The following is a 17,994-nucleotide window of genomic DNA, read 5'->3' as shown; positions in this document are numbered from 1 at the left end:
ACTTGTTCGGCGTACAAGTGTACGCTATTGTGCGACTCGAAACTTACTATAGTGCGACTTACAGAGGTATTGAATGAAACGTGCAGTGATTACTGGCCTGGGCATCGTTTCCAGCATCGGTAATAACCAGCAGGAAGTCCTGGCATCTCTGCGTGAAGGACGCTCCGGGATCACTTTCTCTGAAGAGTTTAAAGATTCGGGAATGCGTAGCCACGTATGGGGTAACGTCAAACTGGACACCACCGGTTTGATCGACCGTAAAGTGGTTCGTTTCATGAACGATGCCTCTATTTACGCCTATCTTTCCATGCAGGAAGCGATTGCTGATGCTGGCCTGAGCGAAGACGTTTATCAGAACAACCCGCGCGTGGGTCTGATTGCCGGTTCCGGCGGTTCGTCTAAAGCGCAGGTATTCGGTGCGGACGCAATGCGTAGCCCGCGCGGCCTGAAAGCGGTAGGTCCATACGTTGTGACCAAAGCCATGGGTTCAGCGGTTTCTGCCTGCCTGGCGACACCGTTCAAAATTCACGGTGTGAACTACTCCATCAGCTCCGCCTGTGCGACTTCCGCGCACTGTATCGGTAACGCGGTTGAGCAAATCCAGCTGGGCAAACAGGACATCGTGTTTGCTGGCGGCGGCGAAGAGCTGGGCTGGGAAATGGCCTGTGAGTTCGACGCAATGGGCGCACTGTCCACCAAATACAACGAGACGCCAGATAAAGCGTCCCGTACCTATGACGCACACCGCGACGGTTTCGTTATCGCGGGCGGCGGCGGTATGGTTGTGGTTGAAGAGCTGGAACACGCTCTGGCTCGCGGCGCTCACATCTACGCTGAGATCGTGGGTTACGGCGCAACGTCCGACGGTGCTGACATGGTTGCTCCATCCGGTGAAGGCGCAGTGCGCTGCATGAAGATGGCGATGCACGGCGTTGATACCCCAATCGACTACCTGAACTCCCACGGTACCTCTACTCCAGTAGGCGACGTGAAAGAACTGGGTGCGATCCGCGAAGTCTTTGCGGATAAGAGCCCGGCGATCTCTGCAACCAAAGCCATGACCGGTCACTCTCTGGGTGCGGCTGGCGTGCAGGAAGCGATCTACTCTCTGCTGATGCTCGAACACGGCTTTATCGCGCCAAGCATCAACGTGGAAGAGCTGGATGAGCAGGCTGCTGGTCTGAACATCGTAACCAAACCAATGGATGCGACGCTGACGACCGTTATGTCTAACAGCTTCGGTTTCGGCGGCACCAACGCTACGCTGGTAATGCGCAAGCTGAAAGCATAAGCGTTTGAATGTATAGTAGAAGGGAGCCTGATGGCTCCCTTTTTTTATGCCTGAATTCGGAGTTATGCATGACGGCCGCTACATCAGATATAAACGCCACGTCCGGGAACATCTCGCTGTTCCGCATCGCTTTTGCGGTATTTCTTACCTACATGACCGTCGGCCTGCCGCTGCCGGTGATCCCGCTGTTTGTTCATCAGGAGTTGGGCTATGGCAATACCCTGGTTGGCATCGCCGTGGGTATTCAGTTTTTAGCGACGGTGTTAACGCGTGGCTACGCCGGACGCCTGGCGGATCAGCACGGTGCAAAACGGTCAGCTTTGCAGGGCATGTTTGCCTGCGGTCTGGCGGGCGGCGCATGGCTGCTGGCCGCGCTTCTGCCGGTAGACGCCGTGTATAAATTTGCGCTGCTGGTGGTGGGGCGCTTAATCCTTGGATTCGGTGAAAGTCAGCTGCTGACCGGGACCCTGACCTGGGGGATGGGGCTGGTTGGCCCTGCGCGTTCGGGCAAGGTCATGTCCTGGAACGGGATGGCCATCTACGGGGCCCTGGCAGCAGGTGCTCCGCTGGGTCTGCTGATCCACAGCCAGTTTGGTTTTGCGGCACTGGCGGGTACCACCATGGTGCTACCGCTGCTGGCGTGGGCATTTAATGGTTCGGTGCGAAAAGTCCCGGCCCATAAAGGCGAACGCCCATCCCTGTGGAGCGTCGTCGGTCAAATCTGGCAGCCGGGTCTCGGCCTGGCGCTACAGGGCGTTGGCTTCGCGGTGATTGGTACCTTCGTCTCCCTGTACTTTATGAGCCGTGGCTGGGCAATGGCGGGCTTTACGCTCACCGCGTTTGGCGGCGCGTTCGTACTGATGCGCGTGCTTTTTGGCTGGATGCCGGATCGCTTAGGCGGCGTGAAGGTGGCGGTGGCCTCGCTGGTTATTGAGACCATTGGTCTGCTGCTGCTCTGGCAGGCACCCAATGCCTACGTTGCGCTGCTGGGGGCGGCGCTGACCGGCTGCGGCTGTTCGCTGATCTTCCCGGCGCTGGGTGTTGAGGTGGTGAAACGCGTGGCCCCGCAGGTACGCGGCACGGCGCTCGGTGGGTATGCCGCGTTTCAGGATATCTCCTACGGGGTTACTGCGCCGCTGGCGGGGCTGTTGGCGACATCCTTTGGCTATCCGTCCGTATTTCTTGCCGGGGCTGTTTCAGCGGTGGTGGGAATTGTGGTGACGCTGGTGGCGTTTCGCAGGATTTGAGCTGTTGTTGCCGGGTAGCGGCTCTGCCTTACCCGGCCTACGGTTCGAGCCGTTGTAGGCCCGGTAAGCGGAGCGCCACCGGGCAAAAAGGTCAGGCAACCAGCCAGAAAATCGCCAGCGCAATCAGCAGCGCAATGAACATCAGCCCCGGACGAGCGGACAGCGTTTTGAAGGTTTCCACGACGGGCGCAAACAGCGGACTGTAAATCGGCTGAATGTTCCGTGCTTCAGGAATGCCACCTTCGCGCTCGGCGCGACGAACAAAGATCTGATTCAATATATCCTGCACCTGCGCGGTGGTCAGCACCGTTTGCGGCGTGGCCTGCCAGGTCTGCTGGGCATAATCCCGCACCGCCTCAAACTCGTGCGGTTCGAGCGGCTGCTTCAGTGCAGCCTGCACCGTGTGCAGGGTCGGGGCAGTTTGCGTGCTGAGCGTCTGGCGCGCCTGCAGCCAGGTGACCAGATGCGTAAACTGCCTGGCCGGGATCAACTCGCCGCTTTTCACGTCGGACAGTTCCAGCATGGATTGCCAGATGAGCTTTGTCGACTCGCCGGTGGCGGCGGCCAGTTTGGTCACCATCTGATTAAGCGTGTTGTGCTCAGCAGGCAGCAGCGGGCGTTCGGTCGCCGGGCGCAGCTGAGGCTGTGGAATCGACAGCTGATTGGTTTGCAACAGCGTCAGCACCGTTTTGAGCTGATCGGGCGTGAGCTGGCTCAGGGCAGTCTGGCCATACTGTTGGCGAATAAAATCACTGACCGCCTGGCGATTGTTCCCCTGGCCCAGTAGCTCGGTCAACTGCGACACAATCTGTCGAGTGGTATGATTTTGTTGCGCAGCGTTGATTCGCTGATTCAGGTTCTGCTCGGCGGCAGGGAAATGGCGCGACTGCAGCGGTACGTCGTTCTTCACGCCCAGGTCATGCTTCACCCCGGCCCAGACTTCCGCGTTTTGTTGCGACGTCAGCGCAATCAGGCGCGTGATCAGTCGCTCCAGCACGGTGCGCTGTTGCGTGGAGAGCGGCTGTTCGCCTGCGACACTCGGCGGCGTTAAGGGGCCTTCACCCGGAGGGCGCGGCGGCGTACCTGAAATAGGCTGCATCGTCGGAATCCTTAAAGTCAAAACTCAGCGTTAACCCGGCGGACATATATGCCTGGCGGCGAGATTATGGCACACTTGGCAGGTTTTCTTCCTCTCAAACAGGTACTCAGACGTGAAAATCCTCGTTGATGAAAATATGCCTTACGCCCGCGAGCTCTTTAGCCGCCTTGGCGATGTTAAGGCTGTCCCTGGTCGCCCGATTCCGGTGAACGAACTGGATGATGCCGATGCCCTGATGGTGCGCTCGGTGACCAAAGTAAATGAGACGTTGCTCTCCGGCAAAACGGTGAAATTTGTCGGGACCGCAACGGCAGGGACCGATCATGTGGATGACAAGTGGCTTAAGCAGGCGGGGATCGGTTTTTCCGCCGCGCCGGGCTGTAACGCCATTGCCGTTGTGGAATACGTTTTCTCCTCGCTGCTGATGCTGGCCGAGCGCGATGGTTTTGCGCTGAAAGACCGCACCGTGGGGATTGTCGGCGTGGGTAACGTGGGCGGTCGCCTGCAAAAACGTTTTGAAGCATTAGGGATCCGCACACTGCTGTGCGACCCGCCGCGCAAAGATAACGGCGATGAAGGCGACTTCCGCTCGCTGGATGAGCTGGTTGAACAGTGTGATGTGATCACCTTCCACACGCCGCTGTTTAAAGAGGGGCCGTATAAGTCTCTTCATCTGGCCGATGAAACGCTGATCCGCCGTCTGAAGGCTGGCACTATTCTGATAAATGCCTGTCGTGGCCCGGTCGTGGACAACGCCGCGCTGCTGACATGTCTGAACGAAGGACAAAACCTCAGCGTGGTGCTGGACGTCTGGGAACCCGAGCCGGAACTCAACGTTGAGCTACTCAACAAGGTGGACGTGGGCACCGCGCATATCGCTGGCTACACGCTTGAAGGCAAAGCGCGCGGCACGACGCAGGTGTTTGAAGCCTACAGCGCCTTTATCGGTCATCCGCAGCAGGTGGCGCTGGATACCTTACTCCCCGCGCCAGAATTTGGTCGCATCACTCTGCACGGCCCGCTCGATCAGGCAACGCTGAAAAGGCTGGTGCATTTGGTGTATGATGTGCGCCGCGATGATGCGCTGCTGCGTAAAGTGGCGGGGATCCCGGGTGAGTTTGATAAGCTGCGCAAGAACTACGTTGAGCGCCGCGAGTGGTCTTCCCTGTATGTGATGTGCGACGACGCTTCGGCGGCGACGCTGCTGCATAAACTTGGGTTTAACGCCGTTCATCACCCGGCGCATTAATGTCTTCTTAATGCTCCCTGTCGGATACTCCGACAGGGACGCTTTTTTATTTCTGGAGTAAACCACCATGTCTGAAGGCTGGAACATTGCCATTTTAGGTGCCACGGGTGCCGTGGGCGAAGCCCTGCTCGAAACCCTTGCTGAGCGTCAGTTCCCGGTGGGCGACATCTATGCGCTGGCGCGTACCGACAGCGCAGGCGAGCATCTGCGTTTTAACGGTAAATCCGTCATGGTCCAGGACGCGGCAGCGTTCGACTGGACGCAGGCGCAGCTGGCATTTTTCGCCGCGGGCGCTGAAGCGACTGCTGCGTACGTTGAAGAGGCGACCAACGCAGGCTGCCTGGTGATCGACCTGAGCGGCCTGTTCTCAATGGAGCCGGATGTGCCGCTGGTGGTGCCGGACGTGAACCCGTTCGTGCTGGCTGACTACCGCAACCGCAACGTCATCGCGGTACCGAACAGCCTGACCAGCCAGCTGCTGACTGCGTTGAAACCGCTGATCGACGACGGCGGCCTGTCTCGTATTAATGTGACCAGCCTGCTGTCGGCCTCCGCTAACGGTAAAAAAGCGGTTGATGCGCTGGCCGGGCAGAGTGCGAAGCTGCTGAACGGTATTCCGATTGATGAAGATGATTTCTTTGGTCGCCAGCTGGCATTCAACTTGCTGCCACTGCTGCCGGATCGTGAAGGTTCCGTGCGCGAAGAGCGTCGAATCGTCGATGAAGTACGCAAAGTGCTGCAGGATGAAGGGCTGATGATCTCCGCCAACGTTGTGCAGTCGCCTGTCTTCTACGGCCACGCGCAGATGGTTGGCTTTGAAGCCCTGCGTCCGCTGGCGGCAGAAGAAGCGCGCGATGCGTTTGGCCGCGGTGAAGATATCGTCCTTTCCGAAGAGAGTGAATTCCCGACCCAGGTGGGCGATGCCACCGGTAGCGCGCATCTTTCCATTGGCTGCGTGCGCAACGATTACGGCATGCCGGAACAGGTTCAGTTCTGGTCCGTTGCCGATAACGTACGCTTTGGCGGCGCGCTGATGGCAGTTAAAATCGCCGAGAAGCTGGTGCAGGAGTACCTGTACTGATGTCAGAAGTGGAACAAAAGCCGGTCCATAGAATTGCCCTCGGCATTGAGTACGATGGCAGTAAATATTATGGCTGGCAGCGTCAGAACGAAGTGCGCAGCGTTCAGGAAAAGCTGGAGAAAGCGCTTTCTCAGGTAGCGAATGAGCCGATTAACGTCTTATGCGCAGGCCGAACCGACGCCGGTGTTCACGGCACAGGGCAGGTGGTGCACTTTGAAACCACCGCCATGCGCAAGGATGCTGCCTGGACGCTGGGTGTAAATGCGAATTTACCTGGTGACATTGCCGTGCGTTGGGTGAAAGCTGTGCCGGATGATTTTCATGCGCGTTTCAGCGCCACTGCGCGCCGTTACCGCTACGTCATCTACAACCAGCGTCTGCGTCCGGCAGTGTTAAGCCAGGGCGTGACGCATTTTTATGAGCCGCTTGATGCAGAACGTATGCAGCGTGCGGCGCAGTGTCTGATTGGAGAAAATGACTTTACGTCGTTTCGTGCGGTGCAGTGTCAGTCCCGTACGCCGTGGCGTAACGTCATGCACATTAACGTCAGTCGTTATGGCGCGTATGTGGTGGTAGATATCAAAGCCAATGCCTTTGTACATCATATGGTGCGGAATATTGTTGGCAGCCTGATGGAAGTGGGCGCCGGACACCAGCCGGAGAGCTGGATTGCAGAACTGCTGGCAGCGAAGGACAGAACGCTTGCGGCAGCAACGGCGAAAGCGGAAGGGCTGTATCTGGTCTCGGTGGATTATCCGGATCGGTTTGACCTGCCAAAACCGCCAATGGGCCCGCTGTTTTTAGCGGACTAAACAAAGGTGCAATTAAGGCTTAGACAATATGGACGTAATACGTTTTCTGATTGATTTCATTCTGCATATTGATGTTCACCTGGCGGAACTGGTCGCGCAGTATGGCGTCTGGGTATATGCCATTCTGTTCCTGATCCTGTTCTGTGAAACCGGTCTGGTGGTGACGCCGTTCCTGCCCGGAGATTCGCTGCTGTTTGTGGCCGGTGCGTTGTCCGCTCTGCCGACCAATGACCTGAATGTCCATCTAATGGTTGTGCTGATGATCATCGCCGCCATTGTGGGAGACGCGGTCAATTACACCATCGGGCGCGTGTTTGGAGAACGGTTATTCAGTAATCCGGATTCCAAAATTTTCCGCCGCAGCTATTTAGATAAAACGCATGCCTTCTACGAGCGTCACGGCGGCAAAACCATCATTCTTGCCCGTTTTGTCCCCATCGTTCGTACCTTTGCACCGTTTGTGGCAGGAATGGGGCATATGTCCTATCGTCATTTTGCGATGTATAACGTTGTCGGTGCGCTGCTGTGGGTACTGCTCTTTACTTACGCAGGCTACCTGTTTGGCGATCTGCCAGTGGTTCAGGAAAACCTTAAGTTGCTGATTGTAGCGATTATTGTGCTTTCCGTACTGCCGGGCGTTATCGAAATCATCCGTCACAAACGGGCGGCAGCTAAACAAGCGAAGTAAATGCACGCTGGCGGTTCGACCACTTTTTTATCCAAAGTTTCGGGCTGTTATGTTTTAATGTGCAACATTCATGGTCTGTTGGAGGCAAAAATGGCATTATTCGCCTCTTATAGCAAAACTGGCATACGACCAGGTTCAGGCAGAAAGGTTATCAATGAGCTGGATTGAACGAATTAAAAGCAACATTACCCCAACGCGTAAAGCGAGCATTCCTGAAGGGGTATGGACGAAGTGTGATAGCTGCGGCCAGGTTCTGTATCGTGCAGAACTGGAACGCAATCTTGAAGTGTGTCCAAAATGTGACCACCACATGCGTATGTCGGCGCGCAACCGCCTGCATAGCCTGCTGGACGAAGGCTCTCTGGTAGAGCTGGGCAGCGAACTCGAGCCAAAAGACGTGCTGAAGTTCCGCGATTCCAAAAAATACAAAGATCGTCTGGCCTCTGCACAGAAAGAGACCGGCGAGAAAGACGCGCTGATCGTCATGAAGGGCACCTTGCATGAGATGCCGGTTGTTGCCGCCGCGTTTGAGTTCGCCTTTATGGGCGGCTCAATGGGCTCTGTGGTCGGTGCGCGCTTCGTGCGTGCCGTTGAGCAGGCGCTGGAAGACAACTGCCCGCTGATCTGCTTCTCCGCTTCAGGTGGCGCACGTATGCAGGAAGCGCTGATGTCCCTGATGCAGATGGCAAAAACCTCTGCAGCGCTGGCGAAAATGCAGGAGCGCGGTCTGCCGTACATTTCTGTACTGACCGACCCAACCATGGGCGGCGTCTCTGCAAGCTTCGCGATGCTGGGCGATCTGAACATCGCTGAACCAAAAGCGCTGATTGGCTTTGCCGGTCCTCGCGTTATCGAACAAACCGTACGTGAAAAACTGCCGCCGGGCTTCCAGCGCAGTGAGTTCCTCATCGAGAAAGGCGCTATCGATATGATCGTTCGCCGCCCGGAAATGCGCCTGAAACTGGCAAGCGTCCTGGCGAAGCTGATGAATCTGCCCGCGCCGAACCCGGATGAGCCACGCGAAGGCGTGATCGTACCGGATCAGGAACCCGAGGCCTGATAACTGAAAAGGGCAGGGCCGGTTGGCGCTGCCCTTTTGCTTTCTAATCTGTTAATGACAACCGGGCATTATGGAAAATAAAAGCATTCCCCAAGCCACGTCGCCCCTGGCCGCGTGGCTTTCTTATCTGGAAAACCTGCACAGTAAAACCATCGATATGGGGCTTGAACGCGTAAGCCAGGTCGCCGCGCGTCTTGATGTGCTCAAACCGGCTCCGTTCGTGTTCACCGTCGCGGGCACCAACGGGAAAGGCACGACCTGCCGCACGCTGGAATCTGTCCTGATGGCGGCGGGTTACAAGGTAGGCGTTTACAGCTCTCCACACCTGGTGCGCTACACCGAGCGGGTGCGCGTGCAGAACCGCGAACTGCCGGAATCTGCCCATACGGCGTCATTCGCGGAAATTGAAGCTGCGCGCGGTGAGATCTCATTAACCTATTTCGAATACGGTACGCTTTCAGCGCTGTGGCTGTTCAAACAGGCGCAGCTTGACGTGGTAATTCTGGAAGTTGGGCTCGGTGGTCGTCTTGACGCCACCAATATGGTGGATGCGGATGTCGCCGTCGTCACCAGCATCGCGCTGGATCATACCGACTGGCTGGGGCCAGACCGTGAAAGCATTGGCCGTGAAAAGGCCGGTATCTTCCGGGCGAATAAGCCCGCCGTGGTCGGCGAGCCGGACATGCCGCATACCATCGCCGCCGTGGCGAATGAGAAGGGCGCTCATTTAATGCGCCGCGACGTAGACTGGCACTATGAGGTTCAGGACAACGGCTGGCGCTTTAGCGATGCGCAGGGTGCGCTGGACGACCTGCCGCTGCCGCAGGTACCGCAGCCGAACGCCGCCACCGCGCTGGCGGCACTGCGTGCCAGTGGATTAACGGTGAGCGAGCAGGCGATCCGCGACGGTATCCAGAACGCGATCCTGCCGGGGCGTTTCCAGATTGTCAGCGAGTCGCCGCGTCTTATTCTGGACGTGGCCCACAACCCGCACGCGGCGGCGTATCTGGCAGGACGTCTCAAATCGTTACCAAAAACCGGGCGCGTGCTGGCGGTTATCGGTATGCTTCATGATAAAGATATCGGCGGGACGCTGGCCTGCATGGAGAGTGTGGTCGATAGCTGGTATTGTGCTCCTCTGGAGGGGCCGCGCGGCGCGACGGCTGAGCAGTTGATGGAACATCTCGGCACAGGCGCAATCTATAGTAGCGTGGCTCAGGCCTGGCATGCTGCGATGGCGGATGCTAAACCAGAAGATACCGTGCTGGTGTGTGGTTCATTCCACACGGTGGCACATGTCATGGAAGTGATGGACGCGGGGAGAACCGGTGGCGAGTAAGTTTCAGAACCGTTTAACAGGAACCATTGTGCTGGTCGCGCTCGGAGTGATTATTCTTCCGGGACTGCTCGACGGGCAGAAAAAGCATTATCAGGACGAATTTGCGGCCATTCCGCTGGTGCCGAAACCGGGCGATCGCGATGAGCCAGACATGCTGCCCGCCGCGACGCAGGCGCTGCCTGCTCAGCCGCCCGAGGGCGCGGCAGAAGAGGTGCGCGCAGGCGATGCTGCCGCACCATCGCTCGATCCTTCTCGCCTGGCTGCGAATAACAATATCGAAATCGATCCGGTTCCGGTGGAACAGCCTAAGGCTGTTGAAAAACCGAAGCCTGTCGAGAAACCGCAGCCGAAGCCGCAGCGGGATAAAGCGGCAGAACAGCTTGCTGCAGCGTCAGAAACCCCACCACCGGCGAAACAAGACGCGGCACCGACGGGTAAAGCCTACGTTGTTCAGCTTGGCGCATTGAAAAACGCCGATAAAGTCAACGAGGTGGTGAGTAAACTGCGCGGTGCGGGATACCGTGTTTACACTTCACCTTCCACGCCGGTGCAGGGTAAAATTACCCGTATCCTGGTGGGGCCGGAAGCGTCGAAAGATAAGCTGAAAGGGTCGCTGGGTGAGCTGAAGCAGATCTCCGGGCTGAGCGGTGTGGTGATGAACTACAGCGCGAACTGACAAGAATTACCCCTCACCCCGGCCCTCTCCCCAAAGGGGAGAGGGTGTAAATAGTCCCCTCTCCCCTTTGGGGAGAGGGTTAGGGTGAGGGGAAGCAGACGTCCACAGAGGCGTCAAAAGGCCCATGGCGTTGAGCGTTTTTTCAGCGCCTTTTTTATTTACGCGCGGGAAGGAAATCCCTACGCAAACGTTTTCTTTTTCTGTTAGAATTCGCCCCGAACTGGATGACAGGGCGTTAAATCGTGGGACACATATGGTCTGGATTGATTACGCCATCATTGCGGTGATTGGTTTTTCCTGTCTGGTTAGCCTGATCCGTGGCTTTGTTCGTGAAGCGTTATCGCTGGTGACATGGGGTTGTGCTTTCTTTGTTGCCAGTCATTACTACACTTACCTGTCTGTCTGGTTCACGGGCTTTGAAGATGAACTGGTCCGAAACGGAATCGCCATCGCGGTGCTGTTTATCGCGACGCTGATTGTTGGCGCTATCGTCAATTACGTGATAGGTCAGCTGGTCGAGAAAACCGGTCTGTCAGGAACGGACAGGGTGCTCGGGATCTGTTTCGGTGCGTTGCGAGGCGTGCTGATTGTGGCCGCGATACTGTTCTTCCTGGATACCTTCACCGGGTTCTCCAAAAGCGAAGACTGGCAGAAATCGCAGCTCATTCCAGAGTTCAGCTTCATCATCAGATGGTTCTTTGACTATCTGCAAAGCTCGTCGAGTTTTTTGCCCAGGGCATAAACCCTGAGATGTGGCTTAACGAGGAAAAGACGAATGTGCGGTATTGTCGGTATCGCCGGTTTCATGCCGGTAAACCAGTCGATTTATGACGCGTTAACGGTGCTTCAGCACCGTGGGCAGGATGCTGCGGGTATCATCACCATTGATGCAAACAACTGCTTCCGTTTACGCAAGGCGAATGGCCTGGTAAACGATGTGTTTGAAGCCCGCCATATGCAGCGTCTGCAAGGTAATATGGGGATCGGTCACGTTCGTTATCCTACTGCTGGCAGTTCCAGCGCCTCTGAGGCACAGCCTTTCTACGTCAACTCACCGTATGGCATCACCCTTGCTCATAACGGCAACCTGACCAACGCGCACGAGCTGCGTAAAAAGCTGTTCGAAGAGAAACGTCGCCACATTAACACCACCTCTGATTCTGAAATCCTGCTCAATGTGTTCGCCAGCGAGCTGGATAACTTCCGTCACTACCCGCTGGAAGCAGACAACATCTTTGCTGCCATTGCCGCAACAAATCGTCAGATCCGCGGCGCGTATGCCTGCGTGGCGATGATTATCGGTCACGGCATGGTCGCCTTCCGCGATCCAAACGGCATTCGTCCTCTGGTGCTCGGCAAACGTGAGCTCGGCGATGGTCGTACGGAGTATATGGTCGCCTCTGAAAGCGTGGCGCTGGACACGCTGGGCTTTGAATTCCTGCGTGACGTTGCGCCCGGTGAAGCGGTCTACATCACTGAGAAGGGCCAGCTGTTTACCCGCCAGTGTGCTGACAATCCGGTCAGCAACCCGTGCCTGTTCGAATACGTTTACTTCGCCCGTCCGGATTCCTTCATCGACAAGATTTCCGTCTACAGCGCGCGCGTGAACATGGGTACGAAGCTCGGCGAGAAGATTGCCCGCGAGTGGGACGATCTCGATATCGACGTCGTGATCCCTATCCCGGAAACCTCCTGTGATATCGCGCTGGAAATCGCGCGTATTCTGGATAAGCCTTACCGCCAGGGCTTCGTGAAGAACCGCTACGTTGGCCGCACCTTTATCATGCCGGGCCAGCATCTGCGCCGTAAGTCCGTACGTCGTAAGCTGAACGCCAACCGCGCCGAGTTCCGCGACAAGAATGTACTGCTGGTGGATGACTCCATCGTTCGCGGTACGACGTCTGAGCAGATTATCGAAATGGCACGCGAAGCCGGTGCGAAGAAAGTGTACCTGGCGTCTGCGGCACCAGAAATTCGCTTCCCGAACGTGTACGGCATCGACATGCCAACCGCGACGGAGCTGATCGCTCACGGTCGTGAAGTGGACGAAATTCGCCAGATCATCGGTGCCGATGGCCTGATTTTCCAGGATCTGAACGATCTGATCGACGCGGTGCGTGCCGAGAACCCGGACATTCAGCAGTTCGAATGCTCAGTGTTTAACGGCGTGTACGTGACTAAAGACGTTGACCAGCAGTATCTCGACTACCTGGATTCCCTGCGTAACGACGATGCGAAAGCCGTCCAGCTGCAGAACGATCTTGAAAGCTTAGAGATGCACAACGAAGGTTGATGTTTCTGCAGGTGAGGGCAGACGCCCTCACTTGCAACTCCCCGCAAAATCCTGCACAGTCTGCCCTGAATCAGTAAGGGCAAAAATCATGAAACGACTCATTATTGGGATCAGCGGTGCCAGCGGCGCGATTTACGGCGTACGTCTGTTGCAGGTGCTGCGTGACGTAGCAGATGTGGAAACCCATCTGGTGATGAGCCAGGCGGCGCGCCAGACCCTCTCCCTTGAAACCGACCTTTCCCTGCGTGACGTTCAGGCGCTGGCGGATGTCGTCCACGATGCCCGCGATATCGCGGCCAGTATCTCTTCAGGCTCGTTTAAAACGGCGGGTATGGTTATCCTGCCCTGTTCAATTAAAACGCTCTCCGGCATTGTGAACAGCTATACCGATACCCTGGTGACGCGCGCCGCGGATGTGGTGCTGAAGGAGCGTCGTCCACTGGTTCTCTGCGTGCGGGAAACACCGCTGCATCTGGGGCATCTACGCTTAATGACGCAGGCGGCTGAACTTGGGGCTATCATCATGCCGCCGGTCCCCGCGTTCTACCATCGCCCGCAAACGCTGGATGACATCATCAACCAGACCGTTAACCGCGTGCTGGATCAGTTTGATATAGACCTGCCGGAAGACCTCTTCACCCGCTGGCAGGGTGCCTGAATTTGTGCACAAACAAGGTGCATGAAAAGACAAGTTGCCCTGTTTCAGGGCAATTATGCAACGGCGATCATATCCTCGACATTTAATTCGTTTTTTCCCTTCTTCCCTCTCCGGTTCGTTCGGCAGACCTGCTATCTTTCACCACTAAGGCAATATCGCAACGTTTTATTAACATATTTAACGTCGAATTTTTGACCAGACGGGAATGTGGCATAAGACCTGCAAGAGAAGCCTGCAACACAACACACTACACAATACATAATAAAATCACGGTACTTGAGGGTAAATGTATGAAGAAGACGGTTCTGGCTCTGTCTTTGCTCGTGGGGTTAAGTGCAGCAGCAGGTAGCTATGCAGCACTGCCACAGACGGTTCGTATCGGTACAGACGCAACCTACGCGCCATTCTCTTCCAAGGATGCGAAAGGCGATTTCGTGGGGTTTGATATCGATCTGGGAAATGAAATGTGCAAACGCATCGCGGTGAAATGCACATGGGTGGGCAGCGACTTTGACGCATTGATCCCGTCGCTGAAAGCCAAAAAAATCGACGCCATTATCTCTTCTCTCTCCATCACCGAAAAACGTCAGCAGGAGATCGCCTTCTCTGACAAGCTCTACGCTGCGGATTCTCGTCTGATTGCCGCCAAAGGCTCACCGATTCAACCAACCATCGACTCGCTGAAAGGCAAGCATGTCGGCGTGCTTCAGGGATCGACGCAGGAAGGTTTTGCTAATGCCAACTGGCGTGAGAAGGGCGTAGATGTGGTGGCTTACCAGAACCAGGATCTGATTTACTCTGACCTGGCAGCAGGCCGTCTGGATGCCGCATTCCAGGATGAAGTCGCCGCGAGCGAAGGCTTCCTGAAGCAGCCAGCCGGTAAAGAGTACGCCTTTGCGGGCCCGTCCGTGAAAGACAAAAAATACTTTGGTGACGGCACCGGTATCGGCCTGCGTAAGGACGATACCGAGCTGAAAGCCGCCTTTGACAAAGCCTTCGCTGAGCTGCGTAAAGACGGTACCTATGACAAACTGGCGAAGAAATACTTCGACTTCAACGTCTACGGTGACTGACGCATAACGGTGATGCACTGACCTGGTGCGTCGCTGGTGTGGGTGATCCGATATGGTGCAGTTTGTGCACCATATTGGGTCGTCATGTGCATACTTACGCATTTATAATGCAAAAAATCCCGCCCCAAAGGCATTATTCTTTGCCTGACAGCGTGGATTAATGGCACATTAACCGCACCCCGTCGTCGTAAAAAACCGTATGAAGACAGTTTGTTGAGGATAGATATGAAAAAACTCGTGTTGTCACTCTCTCTGGTACTGGCCTTTTCCAGCGCCACCGCGGCATTCGCAGCCGTTCCGCAAAAAATTCGTATTGGTACTGACCCTACCTATGCCCCCTTTGAATCGAAAAATGCGAAGGGTGAACTGGTGGGTTTTGACATCGATCTGGCCAATGAGCTGTGCAAACGTATTAAAGCGCAATGTACCTACGTTGAGAACCCGCTGGATGCCCTGATCCCGTCGCTGAAAGCGAAAAAAATCGACGTCATCATGTCCTCTCTTTCCATCACTGAAAAACGCCAGCAGGAGATTGCCTTCACCGACAAACTCTACGCAGCGGATTCTCGTCTGGTGGTGGCTAAGTCTTCAGACATTCAGCCCACCCTTGAGTCGCTGAAGGGCAAACGCGTCGGCGTGCTGCAGGGCACCACGCAGGAAACCTACGGCAACGAACACTGGGCGCCGAAGGGGATCGAAATCGTCTCTTATCAGGGCCAGGAAAATATCTACGCCGACCTGACGGCAGGCCGAATTGATGCGGCATTCCAGGATGAAGTCGCGGCAAGCGAAGGCTTCCTGAAAACGCCGGTGGGTAAAGATTACAAATTTGGCGGCCCGTCCATTAAGGACGTGAAGCTGTTTGGTGTGGGCACCGGTATGGGCCTGCGCAAAGAAGACAACGAGCTGCGTGAAGCGCTGAACAAAGCCTTCGCTGAAATGCGTGCTGATGGCACCTACGACAAGCTGGCGAAAAAGTACTTTGATTTTAATGTTTACGGCGGCTAATCGCCCCGTCAAATAACGTGCGGCCCCTCCCACTCAGGGAGGGGAAAAGACACGGTTCCACCACTCACGACACGACAGGGCACGCGGTATGCTGTACGGATTTTCTGGCGTTATTTTACAAGGCGCGCTTGTCACCCTTGAGCTGGCTATCAGCTCCGTGGTACTGGCGGTGCTGATAGGTCTGGCGGGCGCAGGGGCAAAGCTGTCGGCGAATAAACCCCTGGCGCTCATATTCGAAGGCTATACCACGCTTATTCGCGGCGTACCCGATCTGGTGCTGATGCTGCTGATTTTTTACGGTCTGCAGATCGCGCTGAACGGTATTACCGACGCCGTCGGCATGGAACAGATCGATATCGACCCGATGGTAGCCGGTATTATTACCCTCGGCTTTATCTACGGTGCTTACTTCACGGAAACCTTCCGTGGCGCTTACATGGCCGTCCCGAGAGGGCACATTGAAGCGGCAACCGCATTTGGTTTTACCTCCTCACAAACGTTTCGCCGGATCATGTTCCCGGCCATGATGCGCTATGCGCTCCCGGGCATCGGCAACAACTGGCAGGTTATCCTCAAAGCGACAGCGCTGGTCTCGCTGCTTGGTCTGGAAGACGTCGTCAAAGCGACTCAGCTGGCGGGCAAGAGTACCTGGGAGCCCTTCTACTTTGCGGTAGTCTGTGGCGTGATTTATCTGGTGTTTACGACGGTCTCCAATGGTGTGCTGCTTCTGCTCGAGCGCCGCTACTCCGTGGGTGTGAAGAGGGCTGACCTGTGATTGAGATTATTCAGGAATACTGGAAATCCCTGCTGTGGACGGATGGCTACCGCTTTACCGGCGTGGCGATTACGCTCTGGCTGCTGATTTCTTCCGTGGTGATGGGCGGTATTCTGGCGGTGTTTCTTGCCATTGGCCGCGTGTCGAACAACAAATTTATCCAGTTCCCGATCTGGCTGTTCACCTACGTGTTTCGCGGTACGCCCCTGTACGTGCAACTGCTGGTGTTCTATTCGGGAATGTACACGCTGGAGATCGTGAAAGGCACAGAGATGCTCAATGCGTTCTTCCGCAGCGGCCTGAACTGTACGGTGCTGGCGTTGACGCTCAATACCTGCGCCTATACCACTGAGATCTTTGCGGGGGCGATCCGCTCTGTCCCTTACGGTGAAATCGAAGCGGCGCGGGCGTACGGCTTTTCGTCGGTGAAGCTCTATCGCTGCATCATTCTGCCGTCGGCGCTGCGCATTGCGCTGCCTGCGTACAGCAACGAAGTGATTCTGATGCTGCACTCCACCGCGCTCGCCTTTACCGCGACGGTGCCGGACCTGCTCAAAATTGCGCGCGATATTAACTCCGCGACCTATCAGCCGTTTACTGCGTTTGGCATTGCGGCCGTGCTCTATTTAATTATCTCTTATGTTCTGATTAGCCTGTTCCGTAAGGCTGAAAAACGCTGGTTGCAGCATATAAAACCTTCGACGCACTGAGAAAGATGATGGCTGAGAACAAATTAAACGTTATTGATTTGCACAAACGCTACGGCGAACATGAAGTGCTGAAAGGGGTGTCGCTGCAGGCTAACGCAGGCGATGTGATCAGTATTATCGGCTCATCCGGTTCGGGTAAAAGTACCTTCCTGCGCTGCATTAACTTCCTCGAAAAGCCGAGCGAAGGCTCGATCGTGGTGAGCGGACAGAATATCAATCTGGTGCGCGATAAAGATGGCCAGCTGAAGGTGGCAGATAAGCATCAGTTGCGCCTGCTGCGTACGCGCCTGACGATGGTGTTCCAGCACTTCAACCTCTGGAGCCACATGACGGTGCTGGAGAACGTGATGGAAGCGCCGGTTCAGGTACTGGGGCTGAACAAGCAGGAAGCCCGCGAACGCGCGGTGAAATACCTTGCGAAAGTGGGTATCGACGAGCGCCAGCAGATGAAGTACCCGGTGCATCTCTCCGGCGGCCAGCAGCAGCGTGTCTCCATCGCCCGCGCGCTGGCGATGGAGCCTGAGGTGCTGCTGTTCGACGAACCGACCTCCGCGCTGGACCCGGAACTCGTTGGCGAAGTGCTGCGCATCATGCAGAAGCTGGCCGAAGAGGGCAAAACGATGGTGGTGGTGACGCACGAGATGGGCTTTGCCCGTAACGTCTCCAACCACGTTATTTTCCTGCATCAGGGGAAAATTGAAGAGCAGGGGCATCCGGACGAGGTGTTAGCGAACCCGCAAAGCCCGCGTTTGCAGCAGTTCCTGAAGGGATCGTTGAAGTAGGTTTTGCCCTTCTCCCTCTCCCCGTGGGATGTACGGTCCGGGGACATAGTGAACACTTGTTCGGGGACATGGTAGACACTTACAACTAAGGCATAAGAACCCGTTTATGGAGTCGCTTATGCCCTGGGATGCGAGAGATACCATGTCATTACG

At 56.1% G+C, this 17,994-nt stretch carries 18 protein-coding genes; 17 read left to right on the top strand and 1 reads right to left on the bottom strand.

What is annotated here, in order from left to right:
* Positions 1–73 precede the first annotated feature (73 nt).
* Both fabB and AC2T6E_RS18875 read left to right on the top strand, forming a co-directional pair.
* A complete protein-coding gene (gene fabB / locus AC2T6E_RS18880; protein ID WP_089597894.1) occupies positions 74–1,291 on the top strand; it encodes a beta-ketoacyl-ACP synthase I in 1,218 nt (405 codons plus the stop codon).
* Positions 1,292–1,359: 68 nt separating this feature from the next.
* Positions 1,360–2,538, top strand: coding sequence for an arabinose transporter (locus AC2T6E_RS18875; RefSeq protein ID WP_486692855.1), 1,179 nt, complete (start codon positions 1,360–1,362; stop codon positions 2,536–2,538).
* Between the two features lie 91 nt (positions 2,539–2,629).
* On the opposite strand, the gene flk is transcribed toward AC2T6E_RS18875, so the two are convergent.
* Positions 2,630–3,637, bottom strand: a complete 1,008-nt coding sequence (flk, locus tag AC2T6E_RS18870; protein WP_100165815.1) for a flagella biosynthesis regulator Flk — start codon at positions 3,635–3,637, stop codon at positions 2,630–2,632.
* Positions 3,638–3,749: 112 nt separating this feature from the next.
* On the opposite strand from flk, the gene pdxB reads away from it, so the two are divergent.
* The 15 genes from pdxB (at position 3,750) to hisP (ending at position 17,841) form a co-directional block, all read left to right on the top strand.
* Entirely contained in the window at positions 3,750–4,886 is a 1,137-nt protein-coding gene (pdxB, locus tag AC2T6E_RS18865; RefSeq protein WP_174339896.1) for a 4-phosphoerythronate dehydrogenase PdxB, read from the top strand.
* Positions 4,887–4,953: 67 nt separating this feature from the next.
* A complete protein-coding gene (locus AC2T6E_RS18860; protein WP_460213002.1) occupies positions 4,954–5,967 on the top strand; it encodes an aspartate-semialdehyde dehydrogenase in 1,014 nt (337 codons plus the stop codon).
* Positions 5,967–6,779 (top strand): tRNA pseudouridine(38-40) synthase TruA, encoded by an 813-nt coding sequence (gene truA / locus AC2T6E_RS18855; RefSeq protein WP_211450162.1) that lies wholly within the window; start codon positions 5,967–5,969, stop codon positions 6,777–6,779. Before AC2T6E_RS18860 ends, truA begins: the two co-directional genes overlap by 1 nt.
* A gap of 28 nt (positions 6,780–6,807) precedes the next feature.
* Entirely contained in the window at positions 6,808–7,467 is a 660-nt protein-coding gene (locus AC2T6E_RS18850; RefSeq protein WP_003861406.1) for a DedA family protein, read from the top strand.
* A gap of 154 nt (positions 7,468–7,621) precedes the next feature.
* Positions 7,622–8,527 (top strand): acetyl-CoA carboxylase, carboxyltransferase subunit beta, encoded by a 906-nt coding sequence (gene accD / locus AC2T6E_RS18845; protein WP_126816643.1) that lies wholly within the window; start codon positions 7,622–7,624, stop codon positions 8,525–8,527.
* A gap of 70 nt (positions 8,528–8,597) precedes the next feature.
* A complete protein-coding gene (gene folC / locus AC2T6E_RS18840) occupies positions 8,598–9,866 on the top strand; it encodes a bifunctional tetrahydrofolate synthase/dihydrofolate synthase (RefSeq protein WP_486692851.1) in 1,269 nt (422 codons plus the stop codon).
* On the top strand, positions 9,856–10,542 hold the full coding sequence (gene dedD, locus AC2T6E_RS18835; RefSeq protein ID WP_126544345.1) for a cell division protein DedD: 687 nt from the start codon (positions 9,856–9,858) through the stop codon (positions 10,540–10,542). The genes folC and dedD overlap by 11 nt, the downstream gene beginning before the upstream one ends.
* Positions 10,543–10,795: 253 nt before the next feature.
* Entirely contained in the window at positions 10,796–11,284 is a 489-nt protein-coding gene (gene cvpA, locus AC2T6E_RS18830) for a colicin V production protein (protein ID WP_000262116.1), read from the top strand.
* A gap of 33 nt (positions 11,285–11,317) precedes the next feature.
* The gene (purF, locus tag AC2T6E_RS18825; protein WP_010433256.1) at positions 11,318–12,835 is read left to right on the top strand and encodes an amidophosphoribosyltransferase; all 1,518 of its coding nucleotides are present in this window, start codon (positions 11,318–11,320) and stop codon (positions 12,833–12,835) included.
* A gap of 88 nt (positions 12,836–12,923) precedes the next feature.
* Positions 12,924–13,493 carry a UbiX family flavin prenyltransferase gene (locus tag AC2T6E_RS18820; RefSeq protein ID WP_260662383.1) on the top strand — a complete coding sequence of 190 codons (570 nt, stop codon included), beginning with the start codon at positions 12,924–12,926 and terminating at the stop codon, positions 13,491–13,493.
* Positions 13,494–13,783: 290 nt separating this feature from the next.
* On the top strand, positions 13,784–14,566 hold the full coding sequence (gene argT, locus AC2T6E_RS18815) for a lysine/arginine/ornithine ABC transporter substrate-binding protein ArgT (RefSeq protein WP_014171026.1): 783 nt from the start codon (positions 13,784–13,786) through the stop codon (positions 14,564–14,566).
* 225 nt (positions 14,567–14,791) lie between these two features.
* Positions 14,792–15,574, top strand: a complete 783-nt coding sequence (gene hisJ, locus AC2T6E_RS18810) for a histidine ABC transporter substrate-binding protein HisJ (protein WP_010433264.1) — start codon at positions 14,792–14,794, stop codon at positions 15,572–15,574.
* 88 nt (positions 15,575–15,662) lie between these two features.
* A complete protein-coding gene (locus tag AC2T6E_RS18805) occupies positions 15,663–16,349 on the top strand; it encodes a histidine ABC transporter permease HisQ (RefSeq protein WP_089597903.1) in 687 nt (228 codons plus the stop codon).
* Positions 16,346–17,059 carry an ABC transporter permease gene (locus AC2T6E_RS18800; RefSeq protein WP_010433272.1) on the top strand — a complete coding sequence of 238 codons (714 nt, stop codon included), beginning with the start codon at positions 16,346–16,348 and terminating at the stop codon, positions 17,057–17,059. Before AC2T6E_RS18805 ends, AC2T6E_RS18800 begins: the two co-directional genes overlap by 4 nt.
* Positions 17,060–17,067: 8 nt before the next feature.
* Positions 17,068–17,841: a histidine ABC transporter ATP-binding protein HisP gene (hisP, locus tag AC2T6E_RS18795; RefSeq protein WP_108416648.1), complete on the top strand. Its 774-nt coding sequence runs from the start codon at positions 17,068–17,070 to the stop codon at positions 17,839–17,841.
* Positions 17,842–17,994: the final 153 nt, after the last annotated feature.

Source organism: Enterobacter sp. B79-1 (assembly GCF_057444735.1).
The sequence above is the reverse complement of the archived record's forward strand: the minus strand, read 5'-3'. Positions and strand labels throughout refer to the sequence as shown.

Coding starts and splice junctions, on each gene's coding strand:
- AC2T6E_RS18850 (WP_003861406.1), top strand. CDS start 6,808: ATGGACGTAATACGTTTTCTGATTGATTTCATTCTGCATATTGATGTT.
- flk (WP_100165815.1), bottom strand. CDS start 3,637: ATGCAGCCTATTTCAGGTACGCCGCCGCGCCCTCCGGGTGAAGGCCCC.
- cvpA (WP_000262116.1), top strand. CDS start 10,796: ATGGTCTGGATTGATTACGCCATCATTGCGGTGATTGGTTTTTCCTGT.
- folC (WP_486692851.1), top strand. CDS start 8,598: ATGGAAAATAAAAGCATTCCCCAAGCCACGTCGCCCCTGGCCGCGTGG.
- argT (WP_014171026.1), top strand. CDS start 13,784: ATGAAGAAGACGGTTCTGGCTCTGTCTTTGCTCGTGGGGTTAAGTGCA.
- fabB (WP_089597894.1), top strand. CDS start 74: ATGAAACGTGCAGTGATTACTGGCCTGGGCATCGTTTCCAGCATCGGT.
- AC2T6E_RS18860 (WP_460213002.1), top strand. CDS start 4,954: ATGTCTGAAGGCTGGAACATTGCCATTTTAGGTGCCACGGGTGCCGTG.
- accD (WP_126816643.1), top strand. CDS start 7,622: ATGAGCTGGATTGAACGAATTAAAAGCAACATTACCCCAACGCGTAAA.
- hisJ (WP_010433264.1), top strand. CDS start 14,792: ATGAAAAAACTCGTGTTGTCACTCTCTCTGGTACTGGCCTTTTCCAGC.
- AC2T6E_RS18875 (WP_486692855.1), top strand. CDS start 1,360: ATGACGGCCGCTACATCAGATATAAACGCCACGTCCGGGAACATCTCG.
- truA (WP_211450162.1), top strand. CDS start 5,967: ATGTCAGAAGTGGAACAAAAGCCGGTCCATAGAATTGCCCTCGGCATT.
- AC2T6E_RS18820 (WP_260662383.1), top strand. CDS start 12,924: ATGAAACGACTCATTATTGGGATCAGCGGTGCCAGCGGCGCGATTTAC.
- hisP (WP_108416648.1), top strand. CDS start 17,068: ATGGCTGAGAACAAATTAAACGTTATTGATTTGCACAAACGCTACGGC.
- AC2T6E_RS18805 (WP_089597903.1), top strand. CDS start 15,663: ATGCTGTACGGATTTTCTGGCGTTATTTTACAAGGCGCGCTTGTCACC.
- purF (WP_010433256.1), top strand. CDS start 11,318: ATGTGCGGTATTGTCGGTATCGCCGGTTTCATGCCGGTAAACCAGTCG.